Origin of the sequence: Microbacterium pasadenense (assembly GCF_047246565.1) — a bacterium.
Classification (GTDB): Bacteria; Actinomycetota; Actinomycetes; order Actinomycetales; family Microbacteriaceae; genus Microbacterium.
The window spans coordinates 598,185-620,311 of the sequence record NZ_JBFOKN010000001.1 but is presented as its reverse complement, the minus strand read 5'-3'; the positions used below and the strand labels follow the sequence as shown (position 1 = coordinate 620,311).

The following is a 22,127-nucleotide window of genomic DNA, read 5'->3' as shown; positions in this document are numbered from 1 at the left end:
ACCGCACGAAGAGTCCGACCACAGCGGGCCGGCACGGCGGGCCCGCGGAGAACGCTGAGACAGCGGACCGGGTGACCGAGGGGTCGGTCGCCGGGTCGGGTCCTTCCGGCACCGGAGCCGGGGGCAGCCGTGACAGGCGCCGGCGATCCGGCGTATCGGGGATCCGCGGCATCCGGGCCGCACTTGGGGAGGTACGCGCTTCGGCACGCACCTGAAAACACTGGGGAATGACGTTCATGGGGATGGAACGTGATGGGCAGGTGCGCTCGAACGGGCGCACCGCCGACACCGACGGCACTGCCGGGGCACGATCGTGATGCCCGCCGTGGCCGACGCCTCGCTGGCGCTCGCGCTGACACCGCGTCCGACGCCCGAGGCGCTGCGCCTCCAGCGTGCGCGCAGCCGCCATCGCACGACGCTGCTCGTCACCGACGCGGTCGCGCTGACCGTGGGCGTCACGGTCGCGGCATCCGCTCTGCTGATCGCGACGACCGCCGCGGCGGTGCGCATCGTGCCGGGCGCGGTGACCGTGATCGCCGTCTTCCTGCTGGCGCTCGCCGCCACGCACAGCCGCGAGGCCCGCATCCCGGCGCAGCGGGAGTACATCCGCACGCTGTCCGCAGCCGCCGTGACGTTCGCCGGCGGTGCGTGCTGGGTGGCCTTCGCGCCATCGGCGGACAGCCGCGCCCTGCTGCTCACCACGATCCCGGTCGGCTTCGTCGCCGTGCTGCTCGGTCGGATGTTCTGGCGGCGGTGGGCTCCGGCCTCCCGCCGCCAGCGGGCACCGCGGACGATCGTGGTCGGGTCGCGTCCCGTGCTCGAGGCCCTCGTGCCCACGCTGCACACCGACCGCCGATTCAGCCACGACGTCGTCGGCACGACCCTGATGCAGTCGGATGCCGCGGAGGCCGGCGACGGACCGGGCGGGGTGCCGGTCCTGGGAACGGCGGCGGCGACCGCGCAGATCGCCCGCGCCATCCACGCCGAGACGGTCATCGTCGCCGGTCCGACCCACGACCCGGACTTCGTCCGGCGGCTCAGCTGGCAGCTTGAGGGGACCGCGGCGAGCCTCGTGCTCGCCACCCCGCTGACCGACGTCGACGCGGGCAGGCTGACCCTGGACGCGAGCGACGGCCTCGCCCTCGTGGGCGTCCGCATCCCGACGTACGACGGCGCCCAGCACCGCGTGAAGCGACTGCTCGACGTCGTGACCTCGCTGGGCGCGCTCATCCCGATCATCCTGGTGACCCCGATCATCGCGCTCGCGATCCGACTCGACTCACCCGGACCGGTGCTCTTCCGGCAGCGCCGCGTCGGACGGGACGGTCGGGAGTTCGACATCGTGAAGTTCCGCACCATGCGGGTCGGCGCGGAGCGCGAGCTCATCGAGCTCGCCGCGCAGAACGAGGGCGCCGGCGCGCTGTTCAAGGTCCGGCAGGATCCGCGGGTCACACGCGTCGGACGCTTCCTGCGGAAGTACTCCATCGACGAGCTGCCGCAGTTCTGGAACGTCCTGAGCGGCGACATGAGCGTCGTCGGTCCTCGCCCGCCGCTCCCGCAGGAGGTGCGCGCGTACGACGTCGCGGTGTTCCGCCGGCTCTACCTGCGGCCCGGCATCACCGGTCCCTGGCAGATCGGCGGGCGGAGCGATCTGTCCTGGGACGAGAGCGTCCGGCTGGACCTGCACTACGTCGAGAACTGGTCGGTCGTCCGGGACCTGGCCATCATGCTCCGCACCGCGACCGTGGTGCTCCAAGCGAAGGGGGCGTACTGATGGCCATGCGCGTGGCGACATCGCCGATCCGTACCCGCATCGGGAGGACGCCGTGGACGGCGCCCGTCCCGATCGCACCGCGACCGACGAGCCTCGGTCCGCCGACGGTCCGCATCGCGGGCACCGACGTCCACCTCACCGACGCCGACGGCGCGCGCGCCGTCATCGCGTCGGCCGTGCACACGCGTGAGGAGGCGCCGCTCGCGGTGGTCTCGATCAATCTCGATCACATCCACCATGCCGGCGGCCTTCCGCCCGCAGCGGGTCGCGCGCGGTGGCTGAATCTGATCGACGGCGCGCCGATCGCGCAGGAGGCCCGACGCCTCACCGGGACGCCCTGGCCGCGTCTGGCGGGGAGCGATCTGATCGGGGACATCCTCACCCAAGCCTCCGCCGAGCACTGGAGTGTGGCCGTGCTCGGCGGAGCACCCGAAGTGCGCCATTCCCTTCACCACCGGGTGACGGCGGAATGGCCCGGGGTGCGACTCGTCGGACACTGGACGCCGACCCGCGAAGAGCTGGCCTCGCCGGAGGCGAGCAGCCGGATCGCCGAGCAGATCCGCTCGGCGGGCGCGGACATCGTCATCGTGTGTCTGGGAAAGCCTCGCCAGGAGAAGTGGATCGCTGATCACGGTCACGAGACGGCAGCGGGTGTCCTGCTCGCGTTCGGGGCCGTCGTGGATTTCCTGGCAGGTCGGGTCTCGCGGGCGCCTCGTTGGGTGTCCGACGCGGGATTCGAATGGATGTGGCGGCTCATGCTCGAGCCGAGGCGATTGGCGAGACGGTACCTCATCGAGGGACCTCCGGCCTATATGGCCGTTCGCCGGTCCTCGGCTCGACAGGGCGCATGAGCCGCCGCCCGCACGCGAGCACGGCCGGATGCCCCCCGTCCGGCCGTGCTCGCCCTGTGGGCACGCGGTCGCACCGCACCAGCGCTCCCTGAGCGCGAACCACCACCGCAGACGAGGGGGAAGCGGGAATGGAAGAGACCGGAACAGCCGAGCGCGTCGCGCCGGAGCGGACGACCTGGCGCCGGCGAGCCGTCGGCCCCGTCATCGCTGCCGGCGTCATCGTCGCGGCCGTCGTGATCGGAGCGGTCGTGTGGTCGGCCGGTCCGCCGGCGCCACCCGCGCCCGTCGCGGAACGGTCGACGCCGCCCGCTCCCGGGCCGGATCCGGATGCCACGCCCGTCGACGGCAGCGAGGTCCAGCCGCCCGACGCGACGAGCCGTTCGGCCGGCGTGCCGCTCATGACACCGGAGCCGCCGCTGTTCGATGGGTCGCTCCCCGCCTCGGGATCGGCCCGGGGCGAACTCGTCGACGGATACCCCGACGCGCTCGCGGGCCCGGTCGAGGGCGACGAGGTGCTCGAGAGCTCGGTGGCATCCGAGGGGACCACCCTGCAGGCCACGGTGACGGCGCGCTCCGAGAAGGCGCCGGATGCGGTGCGAGCGGCTCTCGAGAAGCGCTGGGCCGCGGTGGGCCTGGCGTCCGAGGCCGGCGCCGGGGAGACCGAGACGACCTACGGGGGATCCTCCGCGGCGATGACGCTGAGCGTGTCCGCCGGCGGCACCGGCACCGTGTACTCGATCGTCGCCGTGCTGCGGACGGAGTGACGTGTACATCTCCCTGCGCTCCGCGCCGGCGGCATCCGGCCGCGCCGCCGCCCCGCGCGGCGCCCGCACCGTGTCGTCCACCGTCGTGACGCTCGGCGTGGTCTCGATGCTCACCGACATCTCATCCGAGTCCGTCGCCGCCATCCTGCCGCTGTACGTCACCGGCGTCCTCGGCCTGTCGACCATCGCCTTCGGGGTTCTCGACGGGCTGTACCAGGGGGTCACCGCCTTCGCCCGCATCGCCGGCGGATACACCTCCGACCGCTCCGGTCAGCCCAAGTGGGTCGCGTTCGGCGGATACGCGGCCGCCGCCGTCGCCCGGATCGGCCTGCTCTGGGCGTCCGGATTCGCCGCCCTCTCGGTGGTGCTGACCGCGGACCGGATCGGCAAGGGCGTCCGCACCGCACCCCGCGACGCCCTGATCGCCGCGGCATCCGCGCCCGAGGACCGCGGACGGGCCTTCGGCATCCACCGCATGCTCGACAACATCGGCGCCGCGCTGGGCCCGCTCATCGCCTTCGTCATCCTGTGGGCGGTGCCGGACGGCTTCGAGATCGTCTTCGCGGCCTCCCTCGTCTTCGCGCTGATCGGCGTGCTGATCCTCGGAGTCCTGGTCCCGAACGTGCGGACGCGCGCCCCGCGCGGGCGTCCCGCGGAACGGCGATTCGACTGGGCCGTCGTGGGACGGGGACCGATGCGGCGGGTGCTGGCCGCGGCGGGCGTCCTCGGACTCCTCACCATCGGCGACGGGTTCGTCTACCTCGTCCTGCAGGCCCGCAGCGACTTCGCCGCGCAGTGGTTCCCCCTTCTCTACGTCGGGACCAACGTCGCCTTCCTCGCCTTCGCGATCCCGCTCGGCCGGCTGTCGGACCGCGTCGGACGCGCGCGGGTGTTCGTGGTGGGACACCTCGGCCTGCTCGCGGCGTACGTGGTCGCGGCCCTCGCCATCGACGACCTGCTGGCGACGCTCCTGTGTCTGGCGTTCCTCGGCGCCTTCTACGCCGCGACCGACGGCGTCCTCGCCGCCTTGGCCGCCGAGCTGACGACGCCCGAGACGCGGGCGACGGGGATCGCCGCCGCTCAGACGGTGGTCGCGGTATCGCGGTTCGGCGCGGCATCCGCGTTCGGCGTCCTCTGGTTCGTGCTCGGCCCCGAGACCGCCCTCCTGCTGGTGGCGGTCCTGTTCGCGGTCGCCGTGCCCGCGGCAGCCCTCCTGCTTCGGCCCCTCCTGATGGCGCGACGGACATGACCGGGCGCACCAGGCTGGTCGGGGTGGTGCTGGCGAGCACCCTCATGCTGGGGGCGCTCGTCGCGTTCGGCGCGTCCGTGTGGCTGCAGCGGCACGACGTCGCCGCCCCGGCCGCTCGCACCGCCGACACCGGTCCGGCCGGCATGTGGGCGGGGGGCGGGCGCATCGCCTTCCGCGACACGACCGCGGGGAGCGGGTACGGGCACGTCGCGAGCGTCGATGTCGCCGCGCCGCGCGGTGCACGCACCGTCGGCGCGGAGGTCTGCGACCGCCTCGATGCGACCGTCGACGCACTGTCGTGTCTGCGGGTCGTGCGGGGGATCGTGCCGAGCTACACCGCCACGACGTCGCGGCCCGACGGATCCGAGATCGCCTCGTGGCCGCTGCCCGGCATCCCGAGCCGCACGAGGATCTCCCCGGATGGCACGCTCGTGGCGACGACCGCGTTCGTCACCGGGCACTCGTACGCCGCCGTGGGGTTCTCCACCGCCACGGTCGTCTCGCGCCTGGACGGGACCCACCTCGGCGACCTCGAGGACTGGACGCTGATCCGCGACGGTCGCCCGGTGGCCCCTGTCGACCGCAACTACTGGGGCGTGACCTTCGCCGACGACCGCACGTTCTACGCGACGGTGGGCATGACGCTCGCGGGGACGACCGCCCTCGTACGCGGCGACATCGCGGCGCGGACCCTCACGATGCTGGCCGAGGACATGGAGTGCCCGTCGCTGTCGCCCGACGGCAGTCGCATCGCGTTCAAGCGGGTGACGGCGGGGCGCGCGCCCACGGTGCACTGGACGCCGGGCGTGTACGACATCGCGACGGGCGGGGTGACCCTCCTCCCCGAGGCGCGGCACATCGACGACCAGATCGAATGGCTCGACGACGAGACGATCCTGTACGGGATGCCGCGCGAGGACACCCCCGGAGACAGCGACGTGTGGTCGCTGGCCGTGGACGGCGCCGGTGAGCCGGAGATCCTCATCGAGCACGCCTGGTCGCCGGCGGTCGTGCGGGGCGGGAGCGGCGGATGAGCAGCCAGGCGATGCCGGCTCCGAGCAGTGCGCCGAGGGCGTTCGCGATCACGTCGCGGATGCTGGGCATGCGCGCGGGCAGCAGCAGCTGGACGAGCTCGGCGGCGACGGACAGCACGACCGCCAGAGCGACACCGCGCCACGGCACACGGAAGGCCAGCGTCAGCAGCAGACCGAGCGGCACGAACATGACGATGTTCCCGCCGAACTCGACCCAGCCCTGCCGCACCCGGGTCAGCCCCGCGTCGTCGCGGATCCACCCGGTGACGGCGTCGATCGCGACGGACGGCGACAGCGGGGACAGCAGCACGACGCCCACGAGGACGGCGTATCCCGCCAGAGCCCCCCACACCCACCTGCGCCGCCGATCCACGCGCTCACTCTGACACAGTCACCGACGGAGAACCCATGACCGACACCGCCCCGCCTCTCGCGCGACCGACCGAGGACGCCGTGCAGCCGTCGTTCCATCCGGCGGGTCGGGTCGAGGTCGCCGTCCTCGTCGTGACGTACAACAGCGCCGGAGATCTCGACGCGCTCGTGGGCGACCTCCGGCGGGATGCCTCCCGGACACGCCTCCGCGTCGTCGTGGCCGACAACTCGTCGTCCGATGACACGTGGGAGGTCGCTGCGCGGCATCCGGACGTCATCCGCCTTCGCACCGGGGGCAACCTGGGCTACGCGGCGGGGCTGAACGCGGCGATGACGCGCGCGGGGGATGCGGAGTCCGTGCTGGTCCTGAACCCCGACCTCCGGCTGCCCCCCGGCGCGATCCGCTCGCTTCTCGCGCGGCTCCGGTTCGACGACGGAGCCGGCGCTGTCGTGCCGCGCGTCGAGACGCCGGAAGGCGGGCTCTCCCACTCGCTGCGGCGGGAGCCGGGAGTGCTGCGGGCCACCGCGGACGCCCTGCTGGGGCGTGCGTGGCCGACCCGCCCGGCAGCCCTGTCGGAGCACATCCGGGATGACCGCCATTACACGCGGCCCCGCCCGATCGAGTGGGCGACGGGGGCCGCCATCCTGATCCGATCGAGCGCCGCCGTCGCGGTCGGCGCCTGGGACGAGCGCTTCTTCCTCTATTCGGAGGAGACGGACTTCCAGCGCCGGCTGCGCGACGCCGGCTGGCGCATCTGGTTCGAGCCGGCCGCGTGCGTCGTGCACGAGGGCGGCGGATCAGGCGTGTCGGACGACCTCGTGGCGCTCACGATCGTCAACCGCGTGCGCTACGCGGACAAGCACCTCCCCCGCCAGGCGGGCCTGTTCCGGGCCGCGGTGATCGTCGGCGAGCAGCTGCGGCGGGACCCGACCCACGCGCGGGCTCGCTGGGCGCTGCGGCGGCGGTCCCGGTGGGCGGCGCTCCCCCACGCGACGCGCGACGGGGCGGACGAGCGTCCGGCGAGGACGGCGCCGACCGTCGACCACGTCCTGGTGACGAGGTTCAATCTGCCCACCGCCGGCCCGGAGAGCCTCGTCCGGGCCCGGGACGGGTGGCTCCGGGAGCGGATCGACCTGTTCGAGCGGCACACCGTGCCGTCGGTCCAGCGGCAGACCGCAGGCGGCCTCTCCTGGATCGTCTACCTCGACCCGCTGAGCCCGGCCTGGCTCCTGGACCGGCTGCAGCCGTACATCGCGCGCCGGGTCTTCACGCCGTTCTTCCGCGACGAGGTGCTCTGGCCGGACGTGGCGCGGGACGCCCGCGCGGTCACCGGCGCGACGACCGACATCCTCGTCACCACCAACCTCGACAACGACGACGCCCTCGCGGACGACTTCGCCGCCCGCGTCCAGGCCCTCGCGCGCCGACACGGTCGCGCGGCCATCTACCTGTCCCGGGGCCTCATCGCGTGCGGCGACGAGGTCTACCTTCGCCACGACGACCGGAACGCGTTCTGCAGCGTGGCGGAGTCGTGGGATGCCCCGGGCACCGCCTGGCGCGACTGGCACACCCTGCTCGGTCGCCACTACCCCGTCGTGATCGATGCGGGCGAGCCCGGCTGGCTGCAGGTCATTCACGGCGGGAACGTCAGCAATCGGGTGCGCGGTCGCCTCGTGTCCCCCGTGCCGTACCGGCGTCTGTTCGGCGACGAACTGACCGACGTCCCCCCGCCCGGCCTCGCCCCGGTGCTCGCGGACCGGCTCGTGCGCGTACCGGTCCGGGCAGGGCGCGAGTTCGCCCGGGCGACGGCCAAGAATCTCGTGCTCACACTGTTGGGCAAGGACGCCGTCGACCGGCTCAAGGACCGGCTCAGCGCACGCCGGTCATCCTCGGACGGGGTCGCCCAGTGACGCGCGGCTCAGCCCCGCCGGTTGACGCTGACTCGGGCTGAGACGGGCACGGTCTCGGTCGGCGGGAGCTCCCGGTCGACGTCGGCGGCCATCCCCGCGGTGGACACCCAGTCGTCGGACATCCCCACGGTGCGGGCGGCCGCGCACAGGCCGACGATCAGGAACGCGGTGCCCGCCGAGATCGGGAAGGCGAGTCCGTCGAAGAGGGCGAACAGCACCCCCACCGTGACGACGCAGGCACAGAGGCAGCGCCCCGCGACCTGGAGGTCCTCGAGCTCCGAGCGTCGACTGGCGCGCCACGCGCTCCACACCGCCGCGGCGAGCAGGCCCGCGAAGCTGAGCACCCCGATGATCCCGATCTCCGCCGCCATCTGGGCCCACTGGTTGTCGAAGATGTAGTAGCGCGGGAGGAACGTGCCGATCCCGGCGCCGAACAGCGGCGACGACGCCACGAAGATCGGAAGCAGGTCGAGCGCCGCCGTCCGGGAGAGCGCGCTCGAATCCTCGCCCACGCCGAGGAACATGCCGACGATGGTTCCGTAGAGGCCCGGCACGGCGACCATCGCCGCTCCGAACGCGATCGTGACGATGCCGAGGACGCCGGGGCGGAATCGCGCGGGCAGCCCGGGGATGACGGCGACGACGGCGATCATCAGGCCGATGACCGCCGAGCGGGACACCGCGAGGAAGGAGGCCAGGGTGACGGTGATCACGGGGATCCACCAGCGGGCCCGCTTGCGGCCGCCCTCGCCGATGATCGCGCAGGCGATCGACAGCGGCAGTGCGACCGCTATCGCGGTCGCGTACTCGAGCGGGTGCGTCGCCGTGCCGGCCGGACGCACGAATCCGCCTCGGCTGTCGATCCCGCCCGTGTTCGCGGTGAAGCCGGGGATGGCCGACAGGACATCGACGATCGGCTGCTTCGTGATGAATTGGAGCAGTCCGATCACCGCGACGAGCGTCCCCGCGAGGGCGAGCCGTCGCACCAGCGACATCAGATCGCCCATGCTGCGGATCCCGTCCATCGCGACGAGGACGACGCCGGACCAGGACAGCATCCGCGCCACGGCGGACACGGCCGGACTGATCTGGTCCACGGGCTGACCACGGAGCATCGCCTGGGCGAAGCTGAGCAGGCACGCGATGAGGAGGATGCCGAGTGCCACCCGCACCGGCTGCGACACCGACCGCGTGCTCTGCACCGGCTGCAGACGGGCGAGCAGCCACCACGCCAGGAGGACGAGCCCCCAGAGGAACTGCGGCCGACCGAACGACCCCAGGACGGCGATCGACAGGCTGGAAGGGAACCCGTACAACAGGACGATGTACACCGTCAGCATGCTGACGGCGTCGAGTCCCGCGGGTTTCCAGACGCTGTGCCCCGTCGCCGCCAGGGGCGCAGGCAGCCTCCTCAGCGGCTGGAGCGTCACCGGCTGTCCGGATCCCACGCGGTGATGGCGCCGACACTGCCGGCCGAGACGGGCTGGAACCGGTACGGCGACGCGTTCATGTGGTGCGACCGGCGATGGCGGCCGGTGCGAGGCTCGCGCGGCTGACGCTCCTCGTGCGATCCCACGTCATCGTCATCGATGTCGTCATCGGCATCCGTCCCGCGGTCCGCCGGCGACGACGGACCTCCGGCGGCCCCGCCGGTGCCGTCGTCGGTGACGTCGTCGGTGCCGCCGCGAGCGTCGACGCTCCCCGTGCGGTCGACCGGCGTCCCCGGTGAGCCGGTGCCGTCGACGCCACCGTCGGCCTCCGCGTCGGCGTCGACGTCCGCCTCGGCGTCGGCGTCGTCACCGGCGGCGGCGTGGACGCGGCGACGACTGCGGAGCAGGGTGTCGGTCAGGACAGCGAGGATGGCGCCGATCGCCACGACGGCGAGCCCCGCGCCGACCGTGTAGAGAAGGCGATTCTTCTGGTTGACGACGCTCGCCGTGGCGTCGGTGAGGGGGACGACCTCGATGCGCTCCGCGGGCGAGATCCGCTGCTCGTCCTGCAGCTCCGTCAGCCGCTGCTCGGTGAGTGCGAGCACCTGCTCCAGCACCTCGTCGGCGGCTCCGTCCGTCGAGGCGCTGACCGAGACGATCATGACCGCGCCCGCAGCGACATCACGGGACACGCTGACCGTCGCACCGGGGTGGCCGTCGGTCAGCGCGGTGATGTCGTCGGCGCTGATGGCCCTCACCAAGATGTCGGCGACTTGGAAGAGGCCGCCGACGTACAGGTACGGATTCGCGTCCTTCGGAAGCGTGGCGGCCCCCGGCAGGAGCAGCCGGGTCGCGGTGCGTTCGTACTCGGGTGGCACGACATTCCACACCGCATAGGACGCTCCCGCGGCGATCAGCAGTCCCGCCAGCAGGATGTACCATCGACGGCGCAGCGCGCCGAGCGCATCAGCCAGTTTCATGTGATCTCGTTTCCCCCCGTGACGCGACCGCGAGCGCGGCCCCTTCGTGTGCGGCGACGGCATCCCGTGCCGCCGCCTGTTCCCCCTGCTGTGCCCGCCGCCGGTCCCACGTCACCGCGAGCCACCCGCCGCACAGGAGCGCGCAGGCCCCGAGAGCGGTGATGGCGAGCAGCTGTGCGGTTCGGCTCGGTGAGACGTGCTCGATCGTGACGCTCAGCGGCTCGACCTCCACCGCGATCCGGTTCTGCGCGGGGATGCCGGTCTGACGCGTGTCCGCCGCCGACCTCACCGCCGCGACCATCTCCTGCTGACGGTCCGCCACCCAGTCCGGGTCCGGCGACACGACGTCGATGGCGATGGTGGCGTTCTTGTACGCGACCTCCCACTGCCCGCCGGTGTCGGGCAGGCTGACGCGCACCCCCTCGCGGATGCCGGCGCCGTAGTACGGGGCGTCCGCCGACGAGTACGCGATCGGCGCCATACCGCCGTTGACCTCGGCGGCGATGGCGGACGCGAAGAGGATCACGCCTCGATCGGAGCTGCCCGCCTCCTCCCACGGCCCGGAGTCCGCCGCGGTGAACGCGATGACCGTCCGTGTGAAGTGGAGCCCGCCGTCGCGTGCGAACGACCAGCCCGCCGCCACCGTGAGGCCGACGACGAGCGCGAGCACGTACCAGCGACGCCCCAGCACCCGCAGCAGGTCGTACGCCGTCATCCGGTCACCTCGGCGAGCACGTGTGCGACGGCATCCCACTGCCGCCGCAAATCGAACCGCTCGCGGACGTCCCGCTCGGCCCGGTCGCCCAGCGAGCCCCGGAGCCGGTCGTCGCTCAGCACCCGCGTGATCGCGGCGCCGACCGCGTCGGGGTCTCCTCGCGGCACGAGGATGCCGGTGCCGCCGTCCGCCACGTAGTCGCGCATGGCCGGCGAGTCGGTCGTGATCGTCGCCTTCCCCATCGACATCGCCTCGAGCACGACGGACTGGCCGCTCGGGTACGCCGGCGCCGTGGTGGGCGTGACCACGACATCCGCCCGGTGCAGGAGCTCGCGGTACGCGGTGTCGAAGACGCTCACGAGATCCACGAGCGGGGGCACCGTCAGCCCGACGAGGTTTCGCGGCCGGCACGCGACCGTCATCGGGATGCCGCTGCGCTCGGCGACGGCGAAGAGGGTCGCGTAGTCGCGGCGAGAATCGCTTCCCACCGCCACGACGCCGGCGCCGCCGCCGGGGCCTGCGACCAGCCGGCGGTCGTAGTAGGCGGTGTCCACGCCGAACGGGACGACGTGGATACGGTCGACCGGGATGTGCAGCTCCGAGCTGAGGATGCCGGGCTGGTTCGACGAGTAGACGCACACGGCGGCGACGGACGACATCGATGCGCGCAGCGAGCGCACCGCGGCCGGATGGTCCTGCACGTCCTGTGCCAGCCAGCACGAGACCATGACATGCGGTCCCCCGCTCCGCCCTCGCTGCCGTCGCGCGAAGGCGAGCCCGGCATCTTCGAACACCGAGAGGACGGGACCGGGTGTCAACCGCCGTGCCGCGCGCGCGAGCTCCCAGCCGCGCCGCCCGGGCGACAGCCTCCGGATGACGCCCGCGATCCGCTGCTGCACCCGAGCTTCCCGTGCCCCCCGATGCAGATCCACCCAGGCCAGATCGATGTGGTCCGCCAGCACGTCCATCCCGTAGGGCAGGGAGCCGCCCGGCCGCAGCGGGTCCGGCTCGCGGCGCGGCGCGGCGCAGAGGACGGTGAGCCGACTCATCGCCGCGCTCCGCCGAGCTCACGCGTGACCGCGCGCCCCACAGCCGCGCCTCGACTGCTCCCCATCTGCAGGCGCGCGCGTGCACTTCCCCCAAGTTTCCCCACCGCAGGTCCCCAAACCATTCGGATCGTGGCGCAACTATACCTCTGGGCACGGCGGTGCGATAGCCTCGCAGCCACTGGGGCAGCCGCGTAGGGCGCGGCACTTGGCAGCACGCATTGGGGGAATGCATGTCAGCACGACGCCGCCGTCTGTGGGCGCGGATCCGCGGCCGCTCACCGAGGTATCTCGCGCAGTACGCCGCGCTGAGGTTGGCCACGCGGCTCGAGGTCCGGGAGCTCGAGTTCCCGCTGCTCTCCGCCGACATCGCCGACTCGCTGACGGTGCGGACGCCTCCGCTGCCACCCTGGGACGGCGCGCGACCGCCGCGGGTCGCGTGGCTGTCCTTTCCGCCCCGCGCCGGCTCCGGCGGCCATACGACGCAGTTCCGCATGATGCAGGCGGCCATCGAGGCGGGTCAGGAGACCACGCTCCTGCTCTACGACCGCCACCGCGGCGACATCGGACAGTACGTCGACACCGTCCGCCGGGCGTGGCCCTGGATGACGGCCGACATCCGCGCGGCGTCCGACCGCATCACCGGGTACGACGCCGTCGTGGCGACATCGTGGCCGACGGCGCATGTGGCGGCATCCCGAGCCGACGAAGGACGACTCCTGTACTTCATCCAGGACTACGAGCCGTACTTCGTCCCGCGCGGCGCCGAGTATGCGCTGGCACAGGACAGCTATCGCTTCGGGTTCCGTCACATCGCCCTGGGTCGCATGGTCCACGACCTGCTCGTCTCCGACGTCGGGGTGGGAGGCGACCTGGTCCCGTTCGGATGCGACACCGAGATCTACGGCGAGCAGACCCGCCGCCCGCGGTCGGGAGTGGTGTTCTACGCGAAGCGGGGAAACGACCGCCGCGGCTTCGCGCTCGCGATGCGCGCGCTCGCGATCTTCCACGAGGCCTGCCCGGACGAGCCGATCCACGCGTACGGCGACGTCGTCGACGACGCGCCCTTCCCGGTCGTGCAGCACGGGAACGTCACGCCGGCTCAGCTCAACGAGCTGTACAACGGTGTCATCGCCGGTCTGGCGCTGTCCTTCACGAACATCTCCCTCGTGGCGGAGGAGATGCTGGCGGCGGGAGTCGTCGCGGTTGTGAACGACTCCCCGCTGGCGCGCGCCGATCTGCCCAACCCGTTCGCGTCGTGGGTTCGGCCGACGCCGACGGGCCTCGCGCGAGGCCTCATCGACGCCGTCCGGCGGGAGGATCGGGACGCGCATGCCTCCCGTGTCGCCGCGTCCGTGGTCGGCCGCTCCTGGCAGGAGACCCAGCAGGCGACGGTCGCCGTCATCGCGGACGAACTCTCCCGCGCCCCGCAGCCGGAGCCGGGCCGGTGACGACCCCCGGGCGCCCCCGCCGCCTGCCGGCGGTGCCGCTCCCGCGGCGACCGTTCGTCAGCGTCGTGATCCCCTGCTACAACTACGAGGACTACGTCGCGGGGGCCGTCGAGAGCGCGTTGAGCCAGGGCGGCGTCGACGTCGAGGTGATCGTCGTCGACGACCGCTCGACCGATGGGAGCGCCACCGTCGTCGGCGCCATCGCCGACCAGGACGACCGCGTGCGCCTCATCCGGCACACCGAGAACCGCGGCGCGGTCGACACCTTCAACCACGGGCTCGCGAGGGTGCGCGGGGAGTACCTCGTGCGGCTGGATGCCGACGACCTCCTGACCCCCGGATCGCTCCGGCGGTCCACGGCACTCGCCGAGGCCCATCCCTCGGTGGGCCTCGTCTACGGGCATCCGCTTCATTTCACCGGCACGGAGCTGCCTCGCCCGCGCCTGCGCGCGCGGACGTGGACGGTGTGGCCGGGCTCGACGTGGCTCGAGGATCGGTGCCGGACGGGCGTCAACGTCATCACCTCACCGGAAGTGCTGATGCGGCGGAGCGTCGTCGACGAGGTCGGCGGTCAGCGCGACCTCGCCCACACCCACGACATGGAGATGTGGCTGCGCATCGCCTGCGTGTCGGACGTCGGCTACGTGGCCGGCGCGGATCAGGCCTGGCACCGGGAGCACGCCCGGAGCCTCTCGCAATCGCTCGACCCGCGTTTCGGGGATCTCGAGGACCGGCGCGACGCCTTCGCGACCCTGTTCGCCTGGTCTGCCGACCGCGTGCCGGCCACCCCCGCCCTCCGGATCCTCGCCGCTCGGGCTCTCGCGGACGAGGCCCTCCGCGCCATCGTGCACATGTCGGATCGCGGTCGGAGCGATGCGGACCTGGTCCGTCGCTACCGGGCGTTCGCCGAGGAGACCGATCCGGGTGGGCGGACGCTGCCTCACGCGGCGGCAGCGTCACTCGCACTCCGGCGCGGTTCGCGGCGGCCTGCTCCCTGGCAGACGGCGCGCGCGGGCCTTCGTCGGATCGACCGGGACCTGCAGTACGCGCGATGGCACCGCACCGGCGTCTTCACCCCCGGCCGCTGACCGCGTTCTCCGCCGGCCGCGCGGTCGGCCCTCCCCTGGCGCCGCGGAACCGCCGGTAGACCCACGGACCCGCGAGCACCGCGTAGGTGAGGAGGGCCCCACCGCCGGCCACGAGGAGGGCGGCGACCGGTTCGGCGAAGAGCATCCGGAGCCCGAAGGCGACGAGGATCGCCGCGGCCGCCGCGATCGTCGGCCGCGCCGTCTCTCGAAGCAGCGGGACGATCTGCAGACCCGCCCGGCGGAGGACGAGGAGGTACGCCGGCAGCACCACGACGACGGCCACGATGGCATGCGCCCAGCCGGCGCCGGCGATCCCGAGGGTCTGCGCACCCGCGAGCACGGCACCGACGATGGCGACCAGCCACACGACCTGGATCCACAGCACGGGCCGGGACAGTCCCCTCGCATACAGGAAGCCGGCGAACACGTCGAAGACCACCCGCAGCGCGCCGTACACCCCGAGGGCAGCCAGCACCGGAGCCGCCGGCAGCCACTTGTCGCCGTACACCACGCTGATCACCGGGTCGCTCAGCACCGCGAGCACGCCGCCGGCGGGCAGGGCGAGTGCCCAGGCGAGGGCGGTGACGACGGCGAGCGCATCGGTGGTGCTCTCGGCTCGGGAGAAGTACGGGAGCGAGATGGACCGTACGACCGAGGCGAGGGCGCTCATGGGCCAGTTGGAGATGTTGAACGCGAGGACGTAGAACCCGAGCGCCGTCGCTCCGAGCACCCGCGCCAGGATGACGTTGTCCGCATTGAGGAGCGCCCACGACAGCAGGTTCGCCGCGGCGATCGGCACGCCGAACGCCAGGACGGGGCGGACCACGGTGCGGTCGACGCCGAAGCGGGGCACCACCCGGGCGAACACGAACTGGAGGACCGTCGAGACGACCTGGGCGCTGACGCGTCCGATCGCGAGTGCGAGGACGCCGAAGCCCAGACCGACGAGCGAGAGTGTGACGGCCGTGGACACGACGAAGTCCACGGCGAAGACGACGAACAGCTCTCTCTGCTGGAATCGCCGCTGCAGCATCGCGAACGGCACGACCGTGACACCGCCGAGCACGAGGCTCACCGACAGCACGGCGATCGCGGATGCCGCCGCGGAGCTGCCCAGAAGCTCCGCGATCTGGCCGCTCCAGACCAGCGTCGCGAGCGTCAGGAGCCCTCCGCTGACGAGCCCGAGGGTCGCCACGGTCGGCGCGATGCGCATCGGGTCGTCGGATCGGATGAGATCGGCCGAGAGGCCGAGATCCGCGACGGTCATGAGGATCGCCTGCACCGTCAGCGCGATGGCGAACACGCCGAACTGCTCCGGTGCCAGGATCCGCGCGAGGACGATGCCGACCACGAAGCTGCCGAGCCGGAGCGTGATGCCGCCGAGCCCGCTCCAGAGCGCGGCCCGGGCGGCTGTGGCGCCGAGTGTTCCCCCCTGAGTCATGCCGAGCCCCTACAGGCCGATGAGGTCGGTGCGCCGCGAGCGCATCGTCCATCGCGCGCGTTCCGCCAGCGCGACCGTCCGCGCCGCGCGTGCGTCCGGCCGATTCGCGAAGGTCGCCCACCGCCAGACCAGGGAGCGCGCGGCCGTGGGGGACGTCTCCTGAGCGAATGCGAGGAAGGCCGCCATGACGTCGGGCGGTGCTCCTTCGTTCCGGAGCGAGACCGCGCGCAGGAGCGCCTCCCGCGCGAGACTGCGCATCGCCACTCGGTTCAGGGTCGCCGCGTCCGGCATCCGGGCGCCGTCCGTCGCGAAGTAGCGGCGATAGACGTCTCGCACGTGGGTCATGTCGTCGAGCACGCCGCCGTAGTCGAGGGTGTGCATGTTGCCGCCGTGATCGCGGTAGAACGCCTGGCGGGGACCGCCGACGAATCCGACGTCGGCGCGGGCGGCGGCCTGCAGCCACATGAACATGTCTCCGGCATGCGGCGCCGCCGGATCGTACCCGCCGATGTCGGCGTACACCGACCGCCGCATGACCGCCTCGGGACTGACGATCGCATTCCGCCCGCGCCGCGCGACACGACGGACCCAGTCCGATCCGCTCCAGATCTGCCACCATGCCCGGGTGGGCGAGACCTCCGGCAGAGCGCCGTCGAACCACTGCACCGAGCCGTAGACGAGTCCCACCGTGGGGTGCGCCTCCATCAGTGCGACCGCACGGGTGAGGGAGTCGGGGGCGAGAGCGTCGTCCGCCGAGAGCAGCACGACGTAGTCGCCCGTCGCCTGCGACAGTCCGTCGTTGTAGGTGCGGATGTGGCGGAGATTGCGCTCGTGCTCGATGAGGCGGATGCGACCATCCTCTGCCGCCAGCCGGCGAGCGACCTCTCGACTGCCGTCCGTCGAGTGGTCGTCCACGATGATCACCTCCAGATCCACGCCCGCCTGATCCAGCGCGCTTCGCACGGCATCGGGAAGGTACCGCCCGTAGTTGTAGTGCGGGACGACCACGGAGACGCGCGGGACGCGGCCGAGCGGCCGTGGCGCGAGGATCTTCACGAGCCGCTTCCCCTCACCGCTGACACGACGGCCGCCGCCACGCGCTGCTGCTGGTCTGCGGTCAGGTGCGGGAACATCGGCAGGGACAGGATGCGGTGGGCGGCGGCCTCCGCCACCGGGAACTGACCCGGCCGGCCCTCGAGACCCGCGTAGGCGGGCGTGAGGTGCACCGGAGTCGGATAGTGGACGCCGACCCCGATCCCGGCGGCCCCCAGCTCCGCCATCACCCGGTCACGGTCGGCGACCCGGATCACGTACAGGTGCCACACGTCCGTGTTCCCGGGGCGCGCGGTCGGCAGCCGCACGCCGTCGATGTCCCCCAGCAGCTCGGCGTAGCGGCTCGCAGCCTCCCGGCGCGCGGCGTTCCACCCTTCCAGCCGCCGCAGCTTCGCCCGGAGCACCGTCGCCTGCACGGCATCGAGTCGCGCATTCATCCCGACGTGATCGTGCACGTACTTCACCGAGCTGCCGTGCGCCCCGAGGTTCCGCACGAGCGCGGCCATCCCGTCGTCGTCGGTCAGCACGGCGCCGGCGTCGCCGGCCGCGCCGAGGTTCTTCCCCGGGTAGAAGCTCGTCGCCGCGATGTGGCCCATCGCCCCGGCGCGGCCATCGGAGCCCCACGCGCCCTGCGCCTGCGCGGCATCCTCTACGACGGCCAGTCCGTGACGGCGGGCGACGGCCGCGATCGGCGCCATCGGCGCCGTCTGCCCGAACAGGTGCACGGGGACGATCGCCCGGGTCCGGCTCGAGACCGCCGCTTCCAGCGCCGCCGGGTCCATGAGCAGGTGCTCCTCGTCCACGTCGACGAACACCGGCACCGCGCCCAGACGCGAGGCGGCCTCGGCGGTCGCGATGAACGTGTTCGCCGGCATGATGACCTCGTCGCCTCGGCCGACGCCCACCGCCCGGTAAGCCAGCTCCAGCGCATCGGTGCCGTTGGAGACGCCGACGACGTGGCGCACGCCGATGTAGTCGGCGTACTCCCGCTCGAACCCGGCGACGTCGGGCCCGCCGACGAACGCCGCATCCGCCAGCTGCCGTGCCCAGATCGGCAGCACCTCGTGCGCGATCTCCTTCTGCTGTGCCGCGAGGTCCAGGAACGGGACGGCGGTGATGGTCGTGCTCGGAGCGATGGTCACGCGAATACCCCCAGGGGTCGTGCGGGCACGCCGGCCCACGTCTCTTCGGCGGGAACGTCGACCAGGACGACTGCTCCCATTCCGACGGTGGCCTCCCGGCCGATGGAACAGTCCGGCCTCACCGACGCGTTCATGCCGACGTAGGCGGCTTCGCCGATGAGCACCCGCCCGCCGAGCGCGACGCCCGCGGCGAGAGTGACGAAGTCCGCCAGCACATCGTCGTGCGTGACGACGCAGTTCGGCATCGCCACGACGTGCCGGCCGATCATGGCATCGGCGGTCACCACGACGCCGTCGAGGAGGATCGACCCCGGGGCGACGACGCAGCCGGCGCCGACCCGTGCGGAGGGCGCGATGTACGTCGCGTGGCGCTCCGCGGGCACTCCGGCTGCGTCCAGGGCGCGCACGACGCCGCGCCGGATGCGGCTCGGGCCGATGCACACCAGCAGCTGCTCGTCCCGTCCGATCGCGGTGGCGATCGGTCCGAGGACCGGGATGCCGGCCACCTCCGTGCCCCGGCGCGCCTCGTCGTCGTCCAGCACGCCGACGACGCCGCTGATCCCCGACGCGAGCACCTCGCGGGTGAGCCCGCCCGCCCCGAGCAGGAGCAGCCCGCCGGTCATGCCGCCACCCGCACCGGGTCACGGAGGACGGAGAGGATCCGCTCCAGGTCCGCGGCGCTGAGGGTGTGGAACAGCGGGAGGATGACCGTGCGATCCGTGAGCCGTTCGGTCACCGGCAGCGAACCGGCGGCGGCGAGATGGCGGTACGGCGCCTGGCGGTGGGTCGCCATGATGCCGCGTCGGGCCGACACGTCGGCTTCGGCGAGCGCGACGAGCAGCCCGTCCCGGTCGGTCGGGTACCCGTCCAGGACCTCGACCCAGAACGACTGAACGTTGCCGGTGCCGTACTCCGGATCGGTGACCGGCCGGAGCCCCGGGATGCCCGCCAACGCGGCGCGGTAGGCACCGGCGAGCTCGCGCCGCCGCCGCACGATGTGCGGCAGCCGGCGCAACTGGACGAGACCGATCGCCGCCTGCAGATCCGTCATGCGGAAGTTGAACCCGACCTCGGTGTACTCCTCGGCGGGCGGCAGCACCGACGTGTGCCGGTCCGCGGCGGACACGCTCATCGCGTGCTCGCGCAGGTGGCGTGCCCGCTTCGCCCAGTCCCCCCGCGTCGTCGTGATCATGCCGCCCTCGCCGGTCGTCAGCAGCTTGCGGGGATGGAAGGACCACGCCGCGATCTCGGCGCCGGCCCCGACGGGCCGCCCCTTGTAGGTGGACCCGGCGCCGCACGCGGCGTCCTCGATCACGATGATCCCGAACGGGTCGGTGACCTCGCGGACGTCGTCGAGGTCGACCGGGACGCCGCCCTGGTCGACGACGACGACCGCCTTCGTCGCGGACGTGATCGCGAGCCGGACGCCGGCGCCGGTGAGGTTCCCCGTCACCGGGTCCACGTCGGCGAACACCGGCCGTGCCCCGACGTAGCGGACGGCGTTCGTCGTCGCGATGAACGAGAAGGAGGGCACGACGACGTCGTCGCCGGGCCCGACGCCTGCGACGACGAGGGCCAGGTGCAGCGCCGTCGTGCAACTCGATGTGGCCACCGCATACGGGGCGGACATCGTGCTCGCGAACTCCTTCTCGAACTGGGCGACCTTCGGTCCCTGCGCGACCCAGCCGCTCGCGATCACCTCCGCGACCGCGTCCGCCTCCTCCTGACCCAACCAGGGCTGCATGACATTGATCCGCTCGGACATCAGACCGTCACCGCCCGTCCTGCGGAGATCTCCTCGCGCAGCGGCGCCCACCAGCGGACGAGCTGTCGGAGTCCCTCCTCGATGCCGATCGTCGACTCGAAGCCGAGGTCCCGCCGGGCGGCGGACGTGTCGGCGAGCCGGCGGACGACGCCGTTGACCGCCCGGTCGGGTCCGTGCTCGACGCCGAGGTCGGAGCCCATGACGCGCAGCAGCGCCTCGGCGAGCTCGAGGAGACTCGTCTCGGTGCCGCTGGCGATGTTGTACGTGCCCTCGACCACATCGCTCTGCGCCGCCCGGACGTTCGCCCGGGCGATGTCGGGCACGCAGACGAAGTCCATGGTCTGGCTGCCGTCGCCGAAGATCAGCGGCGGCTTCCCGTCGGCGATTCGTTCCATCCATCTGACCAGGACCTCGGTGTACAGGCCGTGGACGTCCATGCGCGGACCGTAGACGTTGAAGTAGCGCAGCAGGACGTAGTCCAGCCCCGCCATCGCCCGGAAGCTGCGGATGAGTCCCTCATTGAACGTCTTCGCGGCGCCGTAGAGGGTGTCGTTGTTCTCATGGTGGTGTCGCTCGGTGGTGGGGAACTCCTCGGCCATGCCGTACACGGACGCACTGGATGCCGCGACGAGCTTGCCCACCCGATGCCGAGCCGCCGCTTCGACCACGTTGAACGTCCCGTCGACGAGCACCTCGAGCGCGAGCCTCGGCTCCTCCGCGCACTGCGTGATCCGGATCGCGGCCTGGTGGAAGACGACGTCCTGGCCCGCGACGAGGTCGTCCACCAGCCGGGCGTCGCGGATGTCCCCCTCGACGAGGCGGACCCGGCCGCTCGCCACCGCCGTGTCGAGGTTGGCCCTTCGCCCGCGGACGAGATTGTCCAGGACGTCGACGTGCGCCACCCCCTCCGCGAGCAGGGCGTCGACGAGTGTCGAGCCGATCGTGCCGGCACCGCCTGTCACGAGGACCCGCGCGCCCTCGAGCCGGGTCATGCCGCCACCTCCTCGGCGGCGCGACGACCGGCGACCGGCTGCGGCGCACCGTAGACGCCGAGACTCGCCGCCGCGGCATCGAGGACCGAGAGGACGCGCAGCCCCGCGGCGCCGCTCGTCCGTGACGCCCGCTGCTCCCGGATCGAGGCCGCGAACTCGCTCACGACACCGCCGAGCGCCTCGCGCTCCTCGAGCGCGGGTGCCCACGTGTCGCCGAGACGGTAGGAGACGTTCGCGGCTCGGGTGTCGGGGCTCGTCGCCTTCGACACCGTCCCGATGTCGACGCCGCGGTCGTAGACGCTGAGCCGCTGCTGCGGGTTCAGGTCGTCCCAGACGAGGGTTCGACGGGTCCCGCCGATCACCATGCGCCGGATCTTCGTCGGGCTGAGCCAGTTGACGTGCACGTGGGCCATGGCGCCGCCTTCCAGGGGCATGGCCAGGTAGCCGATGCAGGACTTGCCGGTGCCCAGCGGGTCCGAGCCATGGGCCGAGACCGACGTCGCCGCGAGCCCGCCCGGCAGGACGAAGTCCATGATCGACAGATCGTGCGGGGCGAGATCCCAGAACACGTCGACGTCCGGCTGGATCAGCCCCAGGTTGATGCGCACGCTGTCCACGAAGAGCACATCCCCGAGTGCCCCCTCCGCGACCAGCTCACGCATCTTGAGGACTGCGGGCGTGTAGCAGTAGGTGTGGTCGGCCATCAGCACGAGACCGTTCTCGGTCGCCCGGCGGACCATCTCGCCGCCGCGCTCGTGCGTGTCGGCGAGCGGCTTCTCGACCATGACGTGCTTGCCGGCGTCGAGCGCGGCCATCACGATCGGATGGTGCGTGCGCGCCGGCGTCGCGATCGCGACGGCGTCGATCAGCGGATCGGCGAGGACGGCCGCCAGATCGGCGGTGACCGGTGCGCCGCCGATTCCGTCGGCGACCCGCCGCGCGCGGTCGATGTCGAGGTCGCAGATCGCGGCCAGATTCCAATCCGACCCGGCCCGCAGGTTGCGAGCGAGGTTCGGTCCCCAATATCCGGCGCCGATGACGGCGACGTTCAACCGTTCGTTCACGGTCT

At 72.5% G+C, this 22,127-nt stretch carries 20 protein-coding genes; 8 read left to right on the top strand and 12 right to left on the bottom strand.

The window, feature by feature from the left end:
- Nucleotides 1–316: 316 nt before the first annotated feature.
- From AB3M83_RS02925 to AB3M83_RS02905, 5 genes are all read left to right on the top strand, one after another.
- Nucleotides 317–1,774: a sugar transferase gene (locus tag AB3M83_RS02925; protein ID WP_412944951.1), complete on the top strand. Its 1,458-nt coding sequence runs from the start codon at nucleotides 317–319 to the stop codon at nucleotides 1,772–1,774.
- Entirely contained in the window at nucleotides 1,774–2,625 is an 852-nt protein-coding gene (locus tag AB3M83_RS02920; protein ID WP_412944949.1) for a WecB/TagA/CpsF family glycosyltransferase, read from the top strand. Before AB3M83_RS02925 ends, AB3M83_RS02920 begins: the two co-directional genes overlap by 1 nt.
- A 128-nt stretch (nucleotides 2,626–2,753) precedes the next feature.
- Nucleotides 2,754–3,389: a hypothetical protein gene (locus AB3M83_RS02915; RefSeq protein ID WP_412944947.1), complete on the top strand. Its 636-nt coding sequence runs from the start codon at nucleotides 2,754–2,756 to the stop codon at nucleotides 3,387–3,389.
- Nucleotide 3,390: 1 nt separating this feature from the next.
- On the top strand, nucleotides 3,391–4,638 hold the full coding sequence (locus AB3M83_RS02910) for an MFS transporter (protein ID WP_412944944.1): 1,248 nt from the start codon (nucleotides 3,391–3,393) through the stop codon (nucleotides 4,636–4,638).
- On the top strand, nucleotides 4,635–5,672 hold the full coding sequence (locus tag AB3M83_RS02905; RefSeq protein WP_412944942.1) for a hypothetical protein: 1,038 nt from the start codon (nucleotides 4,635–4,637) through the stop codon (nucleotides 5,670–5,672). The genes AB3M83_RS02910 and AB3M83_RS02905 overlap by 4 nt, the downstream gene beginning before the upstream one ends.
- Here AB3M83_RS02905 and AB3M83_RS02900 read toward each other — a convergent pair.
- Complete coding sequence (locus AB3M83_RS02900) at nucleotides 5,620–6,045, bottom strand: VanZ family protein (protein ID WP_412944939.1); 426 nt, start codon at nucleotides 6,043–6,045, stop codon at nucleotides 5,620–5,622. The genes AB3M83_RS02905 and AB3M83_RS02900 overlap by 53 nt on opposite strands.
- 35 nt (nucleotides 6,046–6,080) lie before the next feature.
- Here AB3M83_RS02900 and AB3M83_RS02895 point away from each other — a divergent pair, with 35 nt between their 5' ends.
- Complete coding sequence (locus AB3M83_RS02895; protein ID WP_412944936.1) at nucleotides 6,081–7,955, top strand: glycosyltransferase; 1,875 nt, start codon at nucleotides 6,081–6,083, stop codon at nucleotides 7,953–7,955.
- Nucleotides 7,956–7,963: 8 nt separating this feature from the next.
- Here AB3M83_RS02895 and AB3M83_RS02890 read toward each other — a convergent pair whose 3' ends face one another.
- From AB3M83_RS02890 to AB3M83_RS02875, 4 genes are all read right to left on the bottom strand, one after another.
- Nucleotides 7,964–9,295 carry an O-antigen ligase family protein gene (locus tag AB3M83_RS02890; RefSeq protein WP_412944933.1) on the bottom strand — a complete coding sequence of 444 codons (1,332 nt, stop codon included), beginning with the start codon at nucleotides 9,293–9,295 and terminating at the stop codon, nucleotides 7,964–7,966.
- A gap of 86 nt (nucleotides 9,296–9,381) precedes the next feature.
- A complete protein-coding gene (locus AB3M83_RS02885; protein WP_412944930.1) occupies nucleotides 9,382–10,365 on the bottom strand; it encodes a YveK family protein in 984 nt (327 codons plus the stop codon).
- Nucleotides 10,352–11,080, bottom strand: a complete 729-nt coding sequence (locus AB3M83_RS02880; RefSeq protein ID WP_412944928.1) for a hypothetical protein — start codon at nucleotides 11,078–11,080, stop codon at nucleotides 10,352–10,354. The genes AB3M83_RS02885 and AB3M83_RS02880 overlap by 14 nt, the downstream gene beginning before the upstream one ends.
- Complete coding sequence (locus tag AB3M83_RS02875) at nucleotides 11,077–12,129, bottom strand: glycosyltransferase family 4 protein (RefSeq protein WP_412944925.1); 1,053 nt, start codon at nucleotides 12,127–12,129, stop codon at nucleotides 11,077–11,079. The genes AB3M83_RS02880 and AB3M83_RS02875 overlap by 4 nt, the downstream gene beginning before the upstream one ends.
- A 230-nt stretch (nucleotides 12,130–12,359) precedes the next feature.
- On the opposite strand from AB3M83_RS02875, the gene AB3M83_RS02870 reads away from it, so the two are divergent.
- Both AB3M83_RS02870 and AB3M83_RS02865 read left to right on the top strand, forming a co-directional pair.
- Nucleotides 12,360–13,577, top strand: a complete 1,218-nt coding sequence (locus AB3M83_RS02870; protein WP_412944923.1) for a rhamnosyltransferase WsaF family glycosyltransferase — start codon at nucleotides 12,360–12,362, stop codon at nucleotides 13,575–13,577.
- Nucleotides 13,574–14,665, top strand: a complete 1,092-nt coding sequence (locus AB3M83_RS02865; protein WP_412944920.1) for a glycosyltransferase family 2 protein — start codon at nucleotides 13,574–13,576, stop codon at nucleotides 14,663–14,665. The genes AB3M83_RS02870 and AB3M83_RS02865 overlap by 4 nt, the downstream gene beginning before the upstream one ends.
- On the opposite strand, the gene AB3M83_RS02860 is transcribed toward AB3M83_RS02865, so the two are convergent.
- From AB3M83_RS02860 to AB3M83_RS02830, 7 genes are read right to left on the bottom strand one after another with little or no spacing between them, the layout of a single operon-like run.
- Complete coding sequence (locus AB3M83_RS02860; RefSeq protein ID WP_412944918.1) at nucleotides 14,649–16,106, bottom strand: oligosaccharide flippase family protein; 1,458 nt, start codon at nucleotides 16,104–16,106, stop codon at nucleotides 14,649–14,651. The genes AB3M83_RS02865 and AB3M83_RS02860 overlap by 17 nt on opposite strands.
- Nucleotides 16,107–16,115: 9 nt before the next feature.
- Nucleotides 16,116–17,162 carry a glycosyltransferase family 2 protein gene (locus AB3M83_RS02855; protein WP_412944916.1) on the bottom strand — a complete coding sequence of 349 codons (1,047 nt, stop codon included), beginning with the start codon at nucleotides 17,160–17,162 and terminating at the stop codon, nucleotides 16,116–16,118.
- Nucleotides 17,159–18,301 carry a DegT/DnrJ/EryC1/StrS family aminotransferase gene (locus AB3M83_RS02850; protein ID WP_412944914.1) on the bottom strand — a complete coding sequence of 381 codons (1,143 nt, stop codon included), beginning with the start codon at nucleotides 18,299–18,301 and terminating at the stop codon, nucleotides 17,159–17,161. Before AB3M83_RS02850 ends, AB3M83_RS02855 begins: the two co-directional genes overlap by 4 nt.
- Nucleotides 18,298–18,924, bottom strand: a complete 627-nt coding sequence (locus tag AB3M83_RS02845; protein ID WP_412944912.1) for a NeuD/PglB/VioB family sugar acetyltransferase — start codon at nucleotides 18,922–18,924, stop codon at nucleotides 18,298–18,300. The genes AB3M83_RS02850 and AB3M83_RS02845 overlap by 4 nt, the downstream gene beginning before the upstream one ends.
- Entirely contained in the window at nucleotides 18,921–20,045 is a 1,125-nt protein-coding gene (locus tag AB3M83_RS02840; protein ID WP_412944910.1) for a DegT/DnrJ/EryC1/StrS family aminotransferase, read from the bottom strand. Before AB3M83_RS02840 ends, AB3M83_RS02845 begins: the two co-directional genes overlap by 4 nt.
- Nucleotides 20,046–20,065: 20 nt before the next feature.
- The gene (locus AB3M83_RS02835) at nucleotides 20,066–21,058 is read right to left on the bottom strand and encodes an NAD-dependent epimerase/dehydratase family protein (protein WP_412944909.1); all 993 of its coding nucleotides are present in this window, start codon (nucleotides 21,056–21,058) and stop codon (nucleotides 20,066–20,068) included.
- A complete protein-coding gene (locus AB3M83_RS02830) occupies nucleotides 21,055–22,122 on the bottom strand; it encodes a Gfo/Idh/MocA family protein (protein WP_412944907.1) in 1,068 nt (355 codons plus the stop codon). Before AB3M83_RS02830 ends, AB3M83_RS02835 begins: the two co-directional genes overlap by 4 nt.
- Nucleotides 22,123–22,127 lie beyond the last annotated feature (5 nt).

Bases quoted from the DNA above. Each gene is read 5' to 3' on its own strand.
- AB3M83_RS02925 (WP_412944951.1), top strand. From the start codon at position 317: ATGCCCGCCGTGGCCGACGCCTCGCTGGCGCTCGCGCTGACACCGCGT.
- AB3M83_RS02920 (WP_412944949.1), top strand. From the start codon at position 1,774: ATGGCCATGCGCGTGGCGACATCGCCGATCCGTACCCGCATCGGGAGG.
- AB3M83_RS02915 (WP_412944947.1), top strand. From the start codon at position 2,754: ATGGAAGAGACCGGAACAGCCGAGCGCGTCGCGCCGGAGCGGACGACC.
- AB3M83_RS02905 (WP_412944942.1), top strand. From the start codon at position 4,635: ATGACCGGGCGCACCAGGCTGGTCGGGGTGGTGCTGGCGAGCACCCTC.
- AB3M83_RS02895 (WP_412944936.1), top strand. From the start codon at position 6,081: ATGACCGACACCGCCCCGCCTCTCGCGCGACCGACCGAGGACGCCGTG.
- AB3M83_RS02890 (WP_412944933.1), bottom strand. From the start codon at position 9,295: ATGCTGACGGTGTACATCGTCCTGTTGTACGGGTTCCCTTCCAGCCTG.
- AB3M83_RS02885 (WP_412944930.1), bottom strand. From the start codon at position 10,365: ATGAAACTGGCTGATGCGCTCGGCGCGCTGCGCCGTCGATGGTACATC.
- AB3M83_RS02880 (WP_412944928.1), bottom strand. From the start codon at position 11,080: ATGACGGCGTACGACCTGCTGCGGGTGCTGGGGCGTCGCTGGTACGTG.
- AB3M83_RS02875 (WP_412944925.1), bottom strand. From the start codon at position 12,129: ATGAGTCGGCTCACCGTCCTCTGCGCCGCGCCGCGCCGCGAGCCGGAC.
- AB3M83_RS02870 (WP_412944923.1), top strand. From the start codon at position 12,360: ATGTCAGCACGACGCCGCCGTCTGTGGGCGCGGATCCGCGGCCGCTCA.
- AB3M83_RS02860 (WP_412944918.1), bottom strand. From the start codon at position 16,106: ATGACTCAGGGGGGAACACTCGGCGCCACAGCCGCCCGGGCCGCGCTC.
- AB3M83_RS02845 (WP_412944912.1), bottom strand. From the start codon at position 18,924: ATGACCGGCGGGCTGCTCCTGCTCGGGGCGGGCGGGCTCACCCGCGAG.
- AB3M83_RS02840 (WP_412944910.1), bottom strand. From the start codon at position 20,045: ATGCAGCCCTGGTTGGGTCAGGAGGAGGCGGACGCGGTCGCGGAGGTG.
- AB3M83_RS02835 (WP_412944909.1), bottom strand. From the start codon at position 21,058: ATGACCCGGCTCGAGGGCGCGCGGGTCCTCGTGACAGGCGGTGCCGGC.